Consider the following 17,381-nt stretch of genomic DNA (forward strand, 5'->3'; position numbering starts at 1 on the left):
TTAACCAATATATAAGGGGTGTGTAATGGTTAAGAACGTGTTGAAAATTTCAACATTAGCAATGTTTGTCGCATTCAACGTGAATGCTGCGACAGTCGATCTTCGTATTATGGAGACGTCTGATGTTCACAGTAACTTAATCGACTTTGACTACTTCAAAGACAAACCAACAGAACAGTTTGGTTATGTCCGTACTGCTAATTTAATTAAAGCAGCAAAAGCTGAAGCAACCAATGCGATTTTAGTTGATAACGGTGACTTGATCCAAGGTAGCCCGCTGGCTGACTATCAAGCAGCTAAAGGCTTAGAAAAAGGCGAATCTCATCCAGCTCACCAGCTGATGAACACCATGGGCTACACCGTCGGTAACTTTGGTAACCATGAATTTAACTATGGTTTAGATTACCTGAAAAAAGCCATTGCCGGTGCTAAATTCCCTTACATCAACGCCAACGTGATGGATGCGAAAACAGGCAAAAACTATTTCACACCTTATATTATTGTTGATACACCAGTAAAAGATCGTGATGGTAAAGAACACACTATCAAGATTGGTTATATCGGCTTCGTACCACCACAGATCTTAATCTGGGATAAAGCCAATCTGGATGGTAAGGTCGTTGTAAATGACATTACAGAAACAGCGAAAAAATTCGTCCCTCAGATGAAAAAAGAGGGTGCTGACCTGATTGTGGCTATTCCTCACTCTGGTTTCGCGTCAGAGCCGTACAAAGCAATGGCTGAAAACTCTGTTTATTATTTAAGCGAAGTTGAAGGTATCAATGCAATCATGTTTGGTCACGCTCACGGCGTATTCCCAAGCAAAGAGTTCGAAGGTATTAAAGGGGTAGATACAGCGAAAGGTACTGTAAACGGTGTTCCTGCTGTTATGCCTGGACAATGGGGTGATCACTTAGGTGTCGTTGATATGGTTATCAATAACGACAGCGGTAAATGGGTGATGACTGAAGCAACGGGTGAAGCACGTCCTATCTTCGATAAAGCAAACAAAAAAGCATTAGTTGAACGTGATGCTGAGTTAGCGCAAATCATCGAAAAAGCACACCAAGGTACCCGTGATTTCGTGGGTAAACACATTGGTAAAGCGTCTGCCAACATGTACAGCTTCTTAGCTTTAGTACAGAGCGATCCAACTGTACAAATCGTTAATGATGCACAAGTTGATTACACCAAACACTTTATTCAAGGTGATCCGAATTTAGACGGTTTACCTGTATTAGGTGCAGCAGCACCATTTAAAGCTGGTGGTCGTAAAAATGCACCAGCAGACTTCGTCGAAGTTGAAAAAGGCGACTTAACATTCCGTAACGCTGCAGACTTATATCTGTATCCAAATACATTAGTGGTTGTTAAAGCAACCGGTGCGGATGTTGTTGAGTGGTTAGAATGTTCAGCAGGTATGTGGAACCAAGTTGATCCTAACTCAACGAAACCACAAGAACTGATCAACTGGGATGGTTTCCGTACTTATAACTTCGACACTATTAGTGGTGTGAACTATAAAGTTGACTTAACTCAGCCAGCTAAATATGACGTTGATTGCCAAGTCGTTAACAAAGACGCTAATCGTATCAAAGAAGTGACTTACGAAGGCAAGCCAATCGATCCTAAAGCAACATTCTTGATTGCAACAAATAACTATCGTGGATACGGCGGTAAGTTTGCGGGTACTGGTGAAGCGAATATTGCGTTTGCATCTCCAGATGAAAACCGTGCCATCTTAGCTTCTTACATTGCTAAGCAAACGAAAGAAAAAGGTGAAGTTGTAACGAAAGCGGCTAATAACTGGTCATTCTTACCTATTAAGACTGACAAAGCGTTAGATGTCCGTTTTGAAACTTCTCCAAGTGAAAAAGCGGCTGCATTTATTAAAGATTTCGCTCAATATCCAATGACCTTTGTGGAAAATGATGAAATCGGTTTTGCAATTTACAAAATTGATTTAACTGAGAAGAAATAAGCTATTAAACCTGCCCATTCAGGGCAGGTTTCTCTTACCTTTTTGAACCAAGAGAGTAAAATTTATTACTCTTTAAGGGGATTTTATGCGCTTTATGAAGCTATTACCTGCTGCTTTCGCTTTAGTGCTAGCAGGATGTGCAACGCAAGCACCTGAAATTACAGAACCATTAAAACCTCAAGCTAAATTAGTTGAAGGCGTATCTTGTATTTTACCTGATGCTCCAACAGCACCTTACGACTACATTGCTTCTAATGATCGCTATGGTCAAAATAGCACCGCATCAACAGATTACTTTAAGTTAGCGATTAACTACTCACCCGCTTTTTGTGATTATAAAAGTAATAACATTAAACGTTTAAATAACGATAATGAAAAAGATCGTGCAAAACGTGAGTACGATAAATTTGAAATCCAGTGTTTCTCTGATAACAAATTTGGCTGGATTGTTCATGGGCTGTGGGCTGAAACCTGTGATGGTAAATCATGGGAAGAGTGCCGTGATTGGAAAGACATACGCAAGCATCCTCGTTTATGTAAAGGCGATTTACCTCCTTTAGAATACTCTACTATCAAACCTTATCTGTGTGATTCTCCAGGTATCGATCTGTTACAAGGCGAATGGGAAAAACATGGTGTATGTGCGTTTGATACACCAGATGCATTCTTTGGTAAACAAAAAGAGTTGTATGAAGCGTTAGTATTACCAGAAGGCCGTCCTTCAAACAGTGCATTGATTAAGTTCTTAAAAGAACACAATCCGTCACTGAAGGATAAAGAAATTCAAATTAATCGAGATGAATTCTATATCTGTTATAGCAAAGATTTCGAAGTAATTGATTGTCCGAAACGTGAATTTTGATCTTAGGGATAAATTTTAAATGAACCATAAATATAAACTCGTTGCACTAGCAGTAAGCTCAGTCTTATTAGCGGGTTGTGCAAAGAACTACGACGAAGCCAATGTTGTTGATGTGCGTGTTATCGCCATGAACGACTTCCACGGTGCGCTAAAAGCGCCAGGTCCAAACAAACCTGGTGGCATCGAGCACATGGCAACATTAATTAAAGAAATGAAGAAAGATAACCCGAACAACATCGTTGTTGCGGCGGGTGATATGGTTGGTGCAAGCCCACTGTTATCTTCAATGTTCCATGATGAGCCTTCAATTGAAGCATTATCATTAGCTGGCTTAGAAGCAACATCTGTGGGTAACCACGAATTTGATAAAGGTATGGGCGAGTTACTGCGTAAGCAGAACGGTGGCTGTCACCCAGTGACGGGTTGCCAAGGTCCAACAGAATTTAAAGGGGCTGATTTCCAATACTTATCAGCAAACGTAACGGTTAATGAAACAGGTAAAACGTTATTCCCTGAATATGTTATCAAAGAATTCAACGGTATCCCTGTCGCCTTTATTGGTGTCACGCTAGAAGGTACTGCTGCAATCGTAACGCCTAAAGGTACTGAAGGTTTAAGCTTCCATAACGAAGCAAAAACCATCAATGCTTTAGTGCCTCAATTAAAAGCACAGGGTGTTCAAGCGATTGGTGTGTTGATCCACGAAGGTGCAGCACAGCGTCGTGATGGTGGTCCAGTAAATATCAACGCATGTAATGGTATTACAGGTAAAGTTCTGGGTGTTGTTGATCAATTAGATCCAGCGATTGACTTTGTTGTGACGGGTCATACTCACCAAGCTTACAACTGTACTATCAACGGTAAATCAGTGACATCTGCACAATCTAACGGTGCAATGTTAACGCGTATTGACCTGAAATTAGATAAAACAACTAAAGATGTTGTTGATGTAGAAGCTCGTAATATTTGGGTTGATAACCGTAAATACGAAAAAGATCCAGCCGTCACTAAACTGTTAGAAGCTTACGAAAAAATCGCGACCCCATTAGCGAACCGTATCATTGGTAAGTTAGAAGGTAACTTAACGAAGCAAACTAACGACGCGGGCGAGTCTGCACTGGGTCAAGTGATTGCTGATGCGCATTTATACACTGCAAAACCAAAAGATATGGGTGGTGCACAAATCGCATTGATGAACAGCGGTGGTATTCGTGCTGATATGACAGGTGGTGATGTTTCTTATAACGCTATCTACACTGTACAGCCATTCTCTAACGTACTGTTAACTCAAACATTAACGGGTGAGCAAATCAAACGTCTGTTAGAACAACAATGGGATCGTTCACGTCCACAAGTGTTAGCGATTTCAGGTAACTTCCAGTACACATGGGACAGCAAAGCCTCTAATGGTAACCGTGTTATCGTTGAATCAATGAAAATTGACGGTAAACCAGTAGATATGAAAGCGAACTACCGTGTTGTAGCTAACGAATACTTAGCAACAGGTGGTAGTAACTTCTCTGTACTGAAAGAAGGTAAAGATCCTGTTTACAGCGTGCCAGATGTTGATGCAGTCGTGAAATACTTTGCTGAGCAGTCTCCAATTGCTCAACCAAAAGCGAATAACATCACACGCAAATAAGGTATTTTCATACGCCTTGTGAAAATCGCACCTCTTACGGGAGGTGCGTAAATAAATAAAGAGAGCAAAGTGTTGAACACAAAGGGTCCATCCCTACCTTTGTATTCATTGCGCACTTTGCTCTTTTTTTATGGGCATGTAATAAAAAAAAGCCCACAGAGGCTTGTGGGCAATGGAATGAAAGTAAAGAAAAGAGGGTATTACTTATTATTGCTAGGGTCTTTCGTCAGATGTCTGTTCTAACACTTATTTGAAGATTTTAAAGCGTGCATCATCTTCCATATAATTCTTTTCACCAGCCTCTTGTTCAATCGAACCAAAGACCATTTGTGCTCTTAATTTCCATGTTTTTGGCAGATCCCAAGTAGCATGAACTTCGTCATCAATAATTGGGTTGTAGTGTTGTAATGAAGCACCTACGTTCTCTGCTGCTAATGCAGTCCAAACAGAGAGTTGCGCCATACCACTTGCTTGTTCTGACCATACAGGGAAATTATCCGCATACAGTGGGAATTGCTCTTGAAGACCTTTTACGATATCGGTGTCTTCGAAATACAGAATCGAACCCGCACCTGCGGCGAAGCTATCAATTTTAGCTTCAGTTGCGCTAAATGCTTCTGCGGGAACTAATTTTTTCAGGGTGTTTTTAACAATATCCCACAGTTTTTGATGTTGTTCACCAAACAGAACAACAACACGAGATGTTTGTGAGTTAAATGCTGTTGGGCTCTCTTTAACCGCTTCTTTGATAATTGCAGTGACTCTGTCTTCGCTAATAGGAAGTTGATTACCTAAATGATAAATTGTTCTACGTTTTTTCATTAAATCAGTAAATGCGTTAGACATGATTGTCTCCTTGAGAAATTTAAGCGCTTAAAGCGTGTCTTAGCTTGAGCTAATCTATGGACATACTATAGGGCTTAGCAGTGATTTATTGATATATAAAAAATTTAATCAGTTACGTCAAAATATTCGACCTAGTTTTTAACTACTTGATTTAGAATCTGTTTACCTGCATATCTAAACTCAGGGGCAAGCTGGCTAATACCTAAGCCTCCGGCTTTCTTGACCTTAATTTGGACTGGAATGCGCTCTTTCATGGCTTCTACGTGACTAATTACGCCAATAATTTTGCCGGATGCATTAAGGCTATCGAGAGCATCTAATGCAATATCTAAGGTATCGGGATCTAATGTGCCAAAGCCTTCATCTAGAAAGAGTGATTCGATTTGGGTCTTATTACTGACTAAATCCGACAGCGCTAAGGCGAGCGATAAACTGACTAAAAAACTTTCCCCACCAGAGAGCGTGCGAGTATCCCTCAGTGCATCTGCTTGCCACGTGTCTGCAATTTGTAGTTCAAGGCTGGCTAGTGTTTTGCGTTGCAAGAAATAACGTCCATGAAGCTTTTCTAAACGGCGGTTAGCCAAATAAATGAGGTGATCAAGTGTTAAACCTTGAGCAAAGCGGCTGAATTTATCGCCTGATGCAGATCCTACCAATTCATTTAAATAGCTCCAATCATCGAACTGAGATTGTTGTTTGGTCATGCGGATAAGTAGATCCTGTTGCGCTTTGCGTTTTTCCTCATCAAGACGCAGTTGCTCTTGAATACGGAATTTGGTTTCTTGTAATTGAGTAACTTGGGTGTCTAATTGCAATAATTGAGTATTAATTTGTGCAAGATTTTGCTGTGTTGCCAATAATGGCTGTTGTGACAAATGTTGTTGATAAACATTTTCTTGAGTATCTAAGCGCGTTTTCTCTTGTAATAGTTTATCAAGCCGCTGTTTTTGCTGTTCTTGTAAACGATTTCTTTCCTCGACAGATAACAGAGAGGCTAGAAATGCCTTTTCATCAGCAAAAGGGCTGTTTTTTAAGCTAGTTTGATATTGTTCAAGGGTGGCTTGTGAGTGAACAAGAAGCCGTTGCTGTGATTTTTCGTTTTCCTGATATTGACCAATAAGCTGATTTAAACGGATTTCGAGTCGATTTTTTTCTTCGCTATATTGCTCAATTTGTTTTTGTAACAACTGACTCTGTTTATCCAATTCATTGCGGGTATCTTCGGTGGTTTGTGTTCCGAATAAAGTTTGTCGTTGTGTTTTTAGCTGTTCTTGCTGCTGATGTAATTGGTGTAAATGGACGACAACATCATCAAGTTCTTTTTGAGTTTCAGATAAATAGCGTTTTCTCTCTTCCAACGTTAATAACAATTCGCGGATTGTTTGTTGTAATTCGTGATGGGTTGTTAAGGTTGATTGATATTGTTGGTTCTCTTTTTTACGTGCAGTAAGCCATTGAATTTTATCTTCAAATTCTTGTAATTCATAACCTTGTTGTTTGACAAGAGATTGCAGATCCTGCGCTAGCTGGGTTTGCTGTTGAAGGTATTGCGCTGTTTGTTGTTGTTTATTGGAAACTTCTTTCTGTTGTTGAGCAAATTCATTTTGTTGATGAAGGATCGCTTGCTGTTGTTGATTAAATTGCTCTTTATTATCAGATAACTGTTTGTATTCTTGCTGAATTTTAGCTTCTAATTGTTGATAACTAATCCGTTTTTGTGTCAGTAAATTATCTTCTTTCTCAAGTTCTGAATCTAATTGAGTTAAAGCCGTTTCTTCGCTGTCAACATTCGGTAATGCATAAGTTTGAGCTAAGATCTGCCATTGCTGTTTTAATGACGCAATATCTTGTGTTAGTTGCTCAAAATCACGACTTAATTTTTCGTTTTGAGCTTGATAGTTAGCACACTGTGTTTTTTGTTCGACTAACTCTATTGTTAATGCATGAACTTGCTGCGTTAAAATATCTAGCCGTGTTTTGGTCTCGTCGGGTTTAATTTCTTTATATTTTTCAACATAAGGATGTTCGGTTGAACCACAAACAGGACATGGGTTGTCTTTAACTAAACGTTGTCTCTCTTCTTCGTATTCGGCTAATTTTCGTATTAAAAGATAATTGTCATTTAAATCTTTAAGATGTTGCTCTTTTTCTTTTAAAACGATGCTATTTTTGCTGATATTTTCAGTTAGCACAGCTATTTTTTGCTGATTATCTGACTGAGTTTGTTGGTACTGATGTTCAGTTTTGATTGCACGCTGTAATTGAGCCTGTAACCCCATTAGTTTTGCGAGCGCATTTCTTTGCTGAGAAATTTTTTGCAAACGATGAGGGATATCTGCAATGGCATCTGCTCTATTTTGTTGCTCAAGTTGCGTTTGTAATTCGCTTAACTGTTGTTGCTGTAAATTCAGCGTGTGCTGTTGTTCTTCTAGTGTAAGTGTTGCTTTTTCGAGGGAAAGTTTAAGAAGCTGCTCTTTTTCTTGTTCCCCCTTTTCACTTTTCTGGCTAATGAAATATTTTTCTGTGATTTCATCATATTGCTCAAAATAGCGTTGCCATAAAGGTAAGTTTTCAGCAAGTTGAGCATGAGCTTTATGCTGAGTTAAATATTCATTTAATTCATTAAATTGCTTTTGTGAGCTAGCTAATTGGGCTTCTGTTAACTGTATTTTTTGCAGATATTCTGACTGTGTTTTCTCTAGCGTATTTTTTTGCTGTGTTTTTACTGAAATATCTTGTTGTAACAAGATTAACTGACTATCTAATGGCGCTACTTTTTCACGAATAAGCTGTAATATTTGCTGTTTTTTCTCATCATGCTGTTTAAATGTGTTACGAGCTTCAACTAAATGCTGATGAATAGGTTGGCTCTGTTGTTCAAGACGTTTTTTTTCTTCTTTTAGCGTTGAGAGTTGTGACTCAATATAAGTTTGTTCTTTTAATAGACGATTTTTTTCATCATAAATCGGACGGATTTTCTCTGCCGGTTCGCTATTCTCAAGGCGTTGAATATCGGGTTTGGCTGCAACTAATGCATCTTGTGCTAAGTTAACCTCAGTTTGTGCTAATATTTTGTTTTTATTGAGTTCAATTTCTTTCTCTTGCCACTGTTTTGCGACTTGATATGCTTGTTGTTCCTTTTGTAATTGGCGCTCTTTAGTAAAAAGCTCAGTTTGCTCAGTTAATAAAGCTTGGCGAGCATTTTCATCTAATAACGCCATCATTTCGGCTTGCTGTTTTAGCATTTTTAATGCTTGTTCTTCTTCACGCCAATGTTTAAAGATAGATTGAGAAATATGGCGATAAATATCGGTACCGGTGAGTTCTTCGAGTAATTCAGCACGAGATTTGTCATCTGCATTTAAAAAAGCCGCAAATTGTCCTTGAGAAAGCAACATTGATTTAGTGAAACGATCAAAATCAAGCCCTGTAATACTGATGATCATCTCTTTTACTTGGCTTATTTTTGTTGCCAATATTTTATCATCACCGCCCGTGGTATTAATTTTAACGAGTTCTGCTTGTGGTGCTTGAAGATTGCCATCTTCTTTATAATTAGCACGACGCTGTTCCCAAAATGCACGATAAGCCACACCTTTGACTTCAAATTCAACTTCCGCCAAACATTCGGCAGTATGGCGTGTCATTAATTCATTTTGTGATTGTGTGACTTTATCTAGTCGTGGCGTTCGATGGTAAAGCGCTAAACTTATCGCATCTAATAGGGTGGTTTTTCCTGCCCCCGTGGGGCCTGTAATCGCAAATAATCCGTTGCTAATAAAAGGCTCTTGGTTGAAGTTAATTTTCCATTCACCTTTTAAGGAGTTAATATTTTTAAATCGCAGACTTAAGATTTTCATTATGCTTCGTTATCCTCTTGTTCTGCCATTTCAACGGCTTGCTTAAACAATGTTGTTAAGCGTGCTTTTGTCTCTTCTGAATCAAATTCATGTTGTTCTAAACGTCTTTCAAAAACATCATAAACGGTTAATTCGGTCAGTGTTTCGTTCTCATTTTGAGTGAACGTTTGTCGCTGTTTTTTGGCTCTTCTTAATAAGATCACATCAAAAAGGGGGTCGTTAGTTAACTCTTGAATTCGAGTTTGTATGTCACTGAGATAATCTTGGGTTGAGACTTCGATATCCAACCAAATCGTGGTGTCTAATTCACCGTATTGTTTTTTTAGATCCTCAAGTTGTATCGCGATCTCTTTTAATGAACCACTGATAGTGCGTAGTAATTGAAACTCAGGGATCGGTAATAGTGTGAGGTTAGTTAATTTATCTTGTTCAAAATCGATAAGGCAGACACTTTTCTGTTGTCCACTTTCATCAAAACTTAACGGAATAGGGGAACCGCTATAGCGAATATGACCTGATTTATTCACCACTTGAGGGCGATGAATATGACCAAGAGCAATATAGTCAAATTCAGGAAATAGGGTGGCAGAAAAAGCCTCTAGAGTTCCAATATAAATTTCGCGTACCGAGTCCGTCACGCTTGCACCAATGGTTGTAAGATGACCGGTTGCAATAATAGGGATCTTGGCATTTAGTTGCTTACGTAAATCGAGAGCCACTTGATATTGAGCTTGATAATAGTCAGCAATCGCTTCTTTCAGGGCATTTTGTTTTTCAGCACCGGATTGCCCGCTTTTACTGCTGATCATGTCTCTAGGACGTAGATAAGGGATCGCACAAAGTAATGCGCCTGGCGTGTTATCTTTTTGAGGAAGAATGAGCGGAGCTTGTGGTGTTTCAGCATCAATATTGGCAATAACGGTCGTATTTAAACACGCCAATAGTGATTTTGACTCATTTAGGGTGGCTACAGAGTCGTGATTCCCACCTAGTATAACGAGCTGGCATTGCGTATCTCGGATCGCAACAACAAAACGGTTATAAAGTTCTCGGGCATAACTGGGAGGAGAGCCAGTATCAAAAATATCGCCTGCAACAATCAGTGCATCCACTTGATAATGTTTAATTTGGACTAACAACCAATCAAGAAACTGTTGATGTTCTTTAGCGCGAGTCTTAGTAAAAAAATATTGTCCTAAATGCCAGTCTGATGTGTGAATAATCCGCATTGCTATCCCTCTTTTTTATCTGATGAAGAGTATAGCGCACCTGACTTTTTTAGTGAAAACTCAACAATACGCCCTATTTTTGAGTGATATTTCACCAAAAAATGATTTATTTACCTTAACAACAGGGATCTATTTCAGTAATGTTAAGGTTAGTCATAAATCTGTCATAAAACTGCATCATAATCATTTTGACCCTCTATATACATTACACAGGATAGAGTATGGCAAGGCGTATTCTTGTTGTTGAAGATGAAACCGCAATTCGAGAGATGATCTGTTTTGTTTTGGAACAAAATGGTTTTCAACCTATTGAAGCAGAGGACTATGATTCTGCATTGAGCTTTCTTATTGATCCTTACCCTGATCTGGTTTTATTAGATTGGATGATCCCAGGAGGATCAGGCTTACAGGTAATAAAACAGATGAAACGGGAAAGTAACACCCGTGATATTCCAATTATTATGCTAACGGCAAAAGGGGAAGAGGAAGATAAAGTCCAAGGATTAGAAACGGGTGCTGATGATTATGTTATCAAACCTTTTTCACCTAAAGAACTTGTCGCCCGTGTGAAGGCGATTTTACGACGCTTATCACCGATGTCAGCGGAAGATATCATTGAATTTAATGGGTTAGGTCTTGATCCTGTTTCTCATCGAGTCACAAGTCAAGATAAGCCCATTGATATGGGACCCACAGAATTTAAACTCCTGCACTTTTTTATGACACATCCTGAACGCGTATACAGTAGAGAACAACTGCTAAACTACGTTTGGGGAACGAATGTTTATGTCGAAGACCGTACTGTTGATGTGCATATTCGTCGTTTACGTAAGGCCATTGAAGAAGATGGTCATGACCGAATGATACAAACAGTACGTGGAACGGGATATCGCTTCTCTGCCCGTTTCTAAGTCAATATGGGAGTAATCGTCAGGTGTTAGAACGACTATCGTGGAAAGCCCTCGTTTGGGGGCTATGTCTATTTTGCTTGCCTGCCTTTATATTATCGCTTTTTGTCGGGCATCTTCCTTGGTTGCTGGTGGCATCGCTTCTCAGTGCCCTTGTGTGGCATGCTTATAATTTGCTGAAATTATCTAAATGGTTATGGTTAGATCGCTCTGTATTGCCTCCGGAAGGAAGTGGGGGATGGGAGCCTATTTTTTATGGTATTCGACAGACCCAGCAACGTAACCGTAAACGGCGCAGAGAATTAGGTGACTTAATTAAACGTTTTAGAAGTGGTGCCGAAAGCTTACCTGATGCTGTTGTGATGATGACAAACGAAGGGAATATTTTTTGGTGTAATAGTCTTGCTCAACATTTATTAGGATTTCGCTGGCCTGAAGATAACGGGCAAAATATATTTAACTTATTACGTTATCCTGATTTTTTGCATTACTTTACCGCAGGCGATTTTAGTCGTCCCCTAACGATTTCACTCAATAATGGCTCTATTGTTGAGTTCCGTGTGATGCCATATAGCGAAGATCAGCGCCTGATGGTCGCTCGCGATGTGACAGAAAAAAATAAACTAGAAAACTCACGACGTGATTTTTTTGCTAATGTCAGTCATGAGTTAAGAACACCGTTAACCGTTATTCAAGGTTATCTTGAAATGATGGAAGAAAATAGTGTATCAAAACCCGCAGAGCATAAAGCGATAGTCACGATGCAAGAGCAAGCTAAACGTATGGATACGCTTGTTCAGCAACTCTTACAGCTTTCTCGTATCGAATCTGCTCCTCATATTGATTTAAACAAAGTTGTTGATATTCCTGCCATTTTGGCTTTATTACAACAAGAAGCTAACTCACTTAGCCAAGGTCAACATCAGATTGTTTTTGATGTTGATGAACAGTGGGCTGTGCGTGGTAATGAAGAACAACTGCGTAGTGCGGTTTCTAACTTAGTGTATAACGCCATTAATCACACTGAAGAAGGTTCAACAATCAAAGTCAGTTGGAAGAAAATCCCCCAAGGTATGCTATTTAGTGTTTCAGATAATGGGGCAGGGATCAGCGCTGAACATTTAACCCGTTTAACAGAACGTTTTTATCGCGTTGATAAAGCGCGCTCTCGTCATTCTGGTGGTACTGGATTAGGCTTGGCGATTGTGAAGAAATCGTTGCTTCATCATCACTCTCAGTTGAATATTGAAAGTAAAGTCGGTGTTGGGAGTACATTCTCTTTTATCCTTCCTCAGACATTACTTACCGCGAAAAAGACACACTAGCCGTATATCTTTTTTAAAACCTTTATCACTTGTCTTTAATCAGTGATAAGGGTTTTTTGCCCTTTTTTTAATCTTTTTAATATCAATAAAAACTAATATCGTAGCGTTAAATTTTAATATTATTAATTAATGCTAACTTTAAATGATGCCTGTACGCAATATTATTGGTGATAAAATGCACAAATCATATCATGTATATTCGATGATATATGACAGTTATAACTAGCGCTGAAAAATAGTTTAGATGATTCTTCTGGTTTTTAGATTGGCTATTGCCTTTTTTCATTATAAAAGTTTTACTTGTGACCAGTTATCGGCAATTTTTTCTATTTAGCACCTAATTGCTCTACATGAAATGATTATATATGGATATTATCCTGAATAATGATGGTATGAGGCTAAATAGATATTGTTGATTTTATGTTGCGCTATATTGGCGCAATTTAACCATTATTGTAACTACATATTAACAAAACTTATGGCACATAGATTAACTTCCAGAGATATTCTGGCATTAGGGTTTATGACATTCGCCCTATTTGTTGGCGCTGGCAACATTATTTTTCCTCCAATGGTGGGTTTACAATCAGGCGAATTTGTTTGGACGGCAGCAATTGGTTTTTTGATCACCGGCGTTGGTTTACCTGTTTTAACCGTTGTCGCATTGGCAAAAGTTGGAGGGGGGATTGAGGCATTAAGCACACCTATTGGTAAATCAATGGGATTATTATTAGCTATTGTTGCCTATCTTGCTGTTGGACCCCTTTTTGCCACTCCTCGTACTGCAACGGTTTCTTTTAAAGTGGGTATTGCACCATTAGTGGGTGACACCGAAATTGCATTGCTCATTTATAGTATTATCTACTTTTTAATTGTTATTGGTATTTCGCTTTACCCTGGAAAATTATTAGATAGCGTTGGGCATATTCTTGCCCCAATTAAAATTTTAGCCCTCGCTGCATTAGGTTTTGCAGCAATATATTGGCCAGCAGGTACATCAATTCCAGCAACACAAGCGTATCAAGATATGGCATTTACCCAAGGGTTTATTAATGGTTATTTGACCATGGATACATTGGGGGCAATGGTTTTTGGTATTGTCATTGTTAATGCGGCACGTTCCAGAGGTATTGATAATTCATCATTATTGACTCGCTACACTATGTGGGCAGGCATTATTGCTGGTGTGTTGTTAACGGCAATCTACTTAAGTTTGTTTAAACTGGGTTCTGCGAGTGGCAGCATTGTACCAATGGCAAAAGATGGTGCTGATATTCTTCATGCTTATGTTCAATATACTTTTGGTAACTTCGGTAGCTTCTTCTTAGCATTATTAATTTTCTTAGCCTGTATGGTGACTGCCGTTGGTTTAACTTGTGCTTGTGCTGAATTCTTTAGTCGTTATTTACCGATTTCTTACCGTGCATTGGTATTAATTTTGTCGATATTTTCAGCGGTGGTATCAAATTTAGGCTTAAGTAAATTAATTGAGTTTTCAATTCCAGTGATGATCATGATTTATCCACCTTGTATTGTGATCATTTTAATGAGTTTCACATTACGTCTGTGGAATAATCCAAGCCGTATTATTGCGCCAGCAATGGCGGTTAGCTTATTTTTCGGTATTTTTGATGCAATAAAAGCGTCTAACTATCTGAAACATTTATTACCAGAATGGGCGACAAAGCTGCCGTTAAGTGAGCAAGGGTTAGCGTGGTTAATTCCTGTTCTCATTACTATTGTTGTGTGTGGTATTTATGACAAAGTTGTGGGTTCACACCATAAAAAAGTGATCCATACTGAAGCCATCCATAAGCAATAAAGTACATTGGGTTAAAGATAAAAAGGGAAACGAAAGTTTCCCTTTTTGTTGGTTTAAAACTCATCTTGTAATACCTATTCAATCGTCCTTGGCATACGTGGTTTATTCACTTTCTTCGGATCAACAACCGCATAAAGATTATTTAAATCATCAAGGCATTGCCAAAGTAACAGTAACTGGCGTAGTGAAATTTTACCTTGTAACTCAAACTTTTTGATAGTTGAAGCAGGAACTGTACTACGCTCGGCAAGTTGTTCACGTGACCCTTTTTCTTTTTCACGCAACTTTCGTAAATGAGAGGCAAAGGCTCGACTCACATCGAGATCAGTAAGTAATAAGAGTATCTATTTGATTTAAACGTAGAGTAAAAAATTTAGCTTAGGTTGCTCATTAGTTTTTATCTGTAGAATACTGTTTTTCTGCCACTGGTTGTTGGTTTTCATCTACATAATAGTGAATACCAGCTTCAATACCGTCTTCACCTTCATAGAAAATTTTAAAGCGAGTACGATTGCCATCATGATAAGCAATCACAGCACTGCCCCCTTTTCCTAAGCAGAATTGATGAAGATTACCGGTTGAGATACAGAGACTGTTGTCGCCAGACACCGTGATTTTACAGTTATCACCAGTATTAATTGCCACTGCGTTTTTTCCAGTAACCTTGATTTGCGCTAAATCCCCTGTATTAGTGATTTTTGCGCGATCTTGAGAGGCAGTAATAAAATTACGCATACCACTGTTTGCGATATGAACACCATTACCTGCAGCATAAATTTTGACATCATTGCCACTATTACAAATACGGGAGCGTCCGCCTAAACTGCCAATACGGCATTGATCCCCGGTATTAGCTACTTTTCCTGCAAAACCAGTCATCATCAACTGATTGCTATAACCTGTGTTGGCAATGCTGTTTTCATCGCCGGAAAAAGCCACAATATTATTACTTCCACACAAAGCAAGATCGGTGCTCAGTTGCTGACTTTTTAAGATCAATTGATGCCATTCGGTAGAAAATTGAATATTTTCAGATGTTGGCAACGTGGTGTGATAGGGCAGCCGTTGTAATGTCACGCCTTGTTGTTGTTCATTGCCGAGCAGGAACAAGATGTTTTCCATGACTTCTTGTTCCTGTTCGGCAAAGGATGCTTCACTAAAATGACGTAAATAAATATATTGAATAAAGCTTTCTATCCATTGTGTACGACGCTGTTTTATTAACTCACTATGGATAGCACTGTAAGTGCCCCCATCAGGAAAATAACGCAAAAACCAACGATAAAGCGATGTTGAAACATGCAGTTGTCGTAAGTCTTCTTTTGTTAATCTAATCTTTTCCTTTGAAGGGACTGACATATAAGCTCCTTAATCCATGTATTAATTAGTGTCTATGGTAACCATCAACCATACTGCGAAAGGTTTGGAAAGGTGTTTTTCCTGTTGTACACAGATAAAGATGACCAATGATAAAAAAGACACTACATACAGCTAAGAATTGGTGTGCAATTAATAACCATGCTTTAAACATCACCGCATCAGCAGGAATAAATGCTGGGTTTTGAAGCAAGACACCTGTTATCAAAAGTAGTGGAACTAATGCATACATCACACCTAAATAAGCCATTTGTTGCAGTGGATTAAACTTAACAGTGGGGGTTGCTGGGAAGGGGTGACCTTCTCCTTTGATAATGCCGTAGAGATAAAAACGCGTTTGCATAAAGGCACGGTGAAACCAGTTTTTACCGTCAATACGGTAAAACTTGCCATTACCACCAATAAGGTTAATAAGGACAAAGGATAACCAGCAAACTAAGAGTAGATAACCACAAATTTCATGCACACTGACTAATAACGCCGTATCGTGGGCTGAAAGTAAGGCGAAATGGTTAATCCCACCACTTAGAAGCAACAGAATAAATAAAGAGGCATTATTCCAGTGCCACAAACGTACAGCTTTAGAGTAAAGATAGAGCTTCTCTTCTTTATGTGACTCACCGTGTGGTGTGGCAAAGCGATAACGTAAAAAACCATGAAGTGCGAGCACAAGTAGCATGCCAATAAATAATACGCCTGCAACAATTAGCCAAAGGGGCAAATAATCAGGAGTATAGATTAAAACATACTCTTTTAGTGCAGCTTGGAATTGAGCACTGTCTGGCATTGTATTGACGATACTCATACTTTACCCTCCTCTTGAACATGAGGCCCTACACGGCGATAGAGATGGGGTTTTCCTACACCATCAAGTTGATAAATATAGTAATCGTGTGTTTTGAGCCATTCTTGAATTTGAGGGCTGTCTTCTTTACCAAATAACAAGGCATTTTGCGGACAAGCGCTCACACAAATCGGTGGGAAACCTTTTTGTAGTCGGGACTCAAGACAAAAATCACATTTATCAGCAACATGTGTCACTGGGTTAAGATAACGTACTTGGTATGGGCATGCTGATATACAGTAGCTACAGCCAATACATTTCTCTTTATTTACACGAACAATACCATTGGTTTCATCACGCCAAGATGCACCTGTAGGGCATACAGGAATACAAGGGGCATCTTCACATTGTTGGCAAGAGTGTCTAAAGAAATGGTATTTATCGTTATCTTCTTTGAGGCTTAATGGAATATGAGCAATATCCATTCGAGCCATTCCATTAGGTACTTTATTTAATCGACGACATGCAGTGGCACAGATATTACAGCCATTACAGAGCGTCTCATCGTGGATCATGGCATAGCGGATAGGTTTTTTTTCTGCAGTTGCTGCAAGCGCACTTCCTAGTGGTGCACTGAAAAAAATGACCGATCCCATACCTGCTACAAATTTACGGCGAGAAACACGCATTATTTTTGCTCCTCAGTCTGATGATGTTGTAATACCCACATCGAATTTCGTTGATA

The 17,381-nt window shown here is 39.0% G+C and carries 13 protein-coding genes; 6 read left to right on the forward strand and 7 right to left on the reverse strand.

What is annotated here, in order from left to right; all coding sequences use genetic code 11:
• The first annotated feature begins 25 nt into the window (after positions 1 to 25).
• The 3 genes from DK865_RS11590 (at position 26) to DK865_RS11600 (ending at position 4,485) form a co-directional block, all read left to right on the forward strand.
• Positions 26 to 1,981 carry a bifunctional 2',3'-cyclic-nucleotide 2'-phosphodiesterase/3'-nucleotidase gene (locus DK865_RS11590; protein ID WP_023580906.1) on the forward strand — a complete coding sequence of 652 codons (1,956 nt, stop codon included), beginning with the start codon at positions 26 to 28 and terminating at the stop codon, positions 1,979 to 1,981.
• A gap of 85 nt (positions 1,982 to 2,066) precedes the next feature.
• Complete coding sequence (locus DK865_RS11595) at positions 2,067 to 2,843, forward strand: ribonuclease T2 family protein (protein WP_036911738.1); 777 nt, start codon at positions 2,067 to 2,069, stop codon at positions 2,841 to 2,843.
• A 19-nt stretch (positions 2,844 to 2,862) separates the two neighbouring features.
• Positions 2,863 to 4,485: a bifunctional metallophosphatase/5'-nucleotidase gene (locus tag DK865_RS11600; RefSeq protein ID WP_023580904.1), complete on the forward strand. Its 1,623-nt coding sequence runs from the start codon at positions 2,863 to 2,865 to the stop codon at positions 4,483 to 4,485.
• 246 nt (positions 4,486 to 4,731) lie between these two features.
• On the opposite strand, the gene DK865_RS11605 is transcribed toward DK865_RS11600, so the two are convergent.
• The 3 genes from DK865_RS11605 to sbcD form a co-directional block, all read right to left on the reverse strand.
• Complete coding sequence (locus DK865_RS11605) at positions 4,732 to 5,331, reverse strand: nitroreductase family protein (protein ID WP_023580903.1); 600 nt, start codon at positions 5,329 to 5,331, stop codon at positions 4,732 to 4,734.
• 131 nt (positions 5,332 to 5,462) lie between these two features.
• A complete protein-coding gene (locus tag DK865_RS11610; protein ID WP_109391980.1) occupies positions 5,463 to 9,191 on the reverse strand; it encodes an AAA family ATPase in 3,729 nt (1,242 codons plus the stop codon).
• Entirely contained in the window at positions 9,191 to 10,420 is a 1,230-nt protein-coding gene (gene sbcD / locus DK865_RS11615; RefSeq protein WP_023580901.1) for an exonuclease subunit SbcD, read from the reverse strand. Before sbcD ends, DK865_RS11610 begins: the two co-directional genes overlap by 1 nt.
• A 221-nt stretch (positions 10,421 to 10,641) precedes the next feature.
• Here sbcD and phoB point away from each other — a divergent pair, with 221 nt between their 5' ends.
• The 3 genes from phoB (at position 10,642) to brnQ (ending at position 14,475) form a co-directional block, all read left to right on the forward strand.
• Positions 10,642 to 11,331 carry a phosphate regulon transcriptional regulator PhoB gene (gene phoB, locus DK865_RS11620; protein ID WP_023580900.1) on the forward strand — a complete coding sequence of 230 codons (690 nt, stop codon included), beginning with the start codon at positions 10,642 to 10,644 and terminating at the stop codon, positions 11,329 to 11,331.
• A gap of 23 nt (positions 11,332 to 11,354) precedes the next feature.
• Positions 11,355 to 12,653 carry a phosphate regulon sensor histidine kinase PhoR gene (phoR, locus tag DK865_RS11625; RefSeq protein ID WP_109391981.1) on the forward strand — a complete coding sequence of 433 codons (1,299 nt, stop codon included), beginning with the start codon at positions 11,355 to 11,357 and terminating at the stop codon, positions 12,651 to 12,653.
• A gap of 478 nt (positions 12,654 to 13,131) precedes the next feature.
• Positions 13,132 to 14,475 (forward strand): branched-chain amino acid transport system II carrier protein, encoded by a 1,344-nt coding sequence (gene brnQ / locus DK865_RS11630; RefSeq protein ID WP_109392046.1) that lies wholly within the window; start codon positions 13,132 to 13,134, stop codon positions 14,473 to 14,475.
• A gap of 74 nt (positions 14,476 to 14,549) precedes the next feature.
• Here the strand turns inward: brnQ and DK865_RS11635 are convergent, their stop codons facing one another.
• From DK865_RS11635 to DK865_RS11650, 4 genes are all read right to left on the reverse strand, one after another.
• Complete coding sequence (locus tag DK865_RS11635; protein ID WP_228407775.1) at positions 14,550 to 14,792, reverse strand: helix-turn-helix domain-containing protein; 243 nt, start codon at positions 14,790 to 14,792, stop codon at positions 14,550 to 14,552.
• Between the two features lie 73 nt (positions 14,793 to 14,865).
• Positions 14,866 to 15,834: a protein YdhT gene (gene ydhT, locus DK865_RS11640; protein ID WP_109391983.1), complete on the reverse strand. Its 969-nt coding sequence runs from the start codon at positions 15,832 to 15,834 to the stop codon at positions 14,866 to 14,868.
• Positions 15,835 to 15,859: 25 nt separating this feature from the next.
• Positions 15,860 to 16,657 carry a thiosulfate reductase cytochrome B subunit gene (phsC, locus tag DK865_RS11645; RefSeq protein WP_109391984.1) on the reverse strand — a complete coding sequence of 266 codons (798 nt, stop codon included), beginning with the start codon at positions 16,655 to 16,657 and terminating at the stop codon, positions 15,860 to 15,862.
• Positions 16,654 to 17,325, reverse strand: coding sequence for a 4Fe-4S dicluster domain-containing protein (locus DK865_RS11650; protein ID WP_023580896.1), 672 nt, complete (start codon positions 17,323 to 17,325; stop codon positions 16,654 to 16,656). The genes phsC and DK865_RS11650 overlap by 4 nt, the downstream gene beginning before the upstream one ends.
• Positions 17,326 to 17,381: the final 56 nt, after the last annotated feature.

The organism is Proteus cibi, assembly GCF_003144405.1.
GTDB lineage: Bacteria > Pseudomonadota > Gammaproteobacteria > Enterobacterales > Enterobacteriaceae > Proteus > Proteus cibi.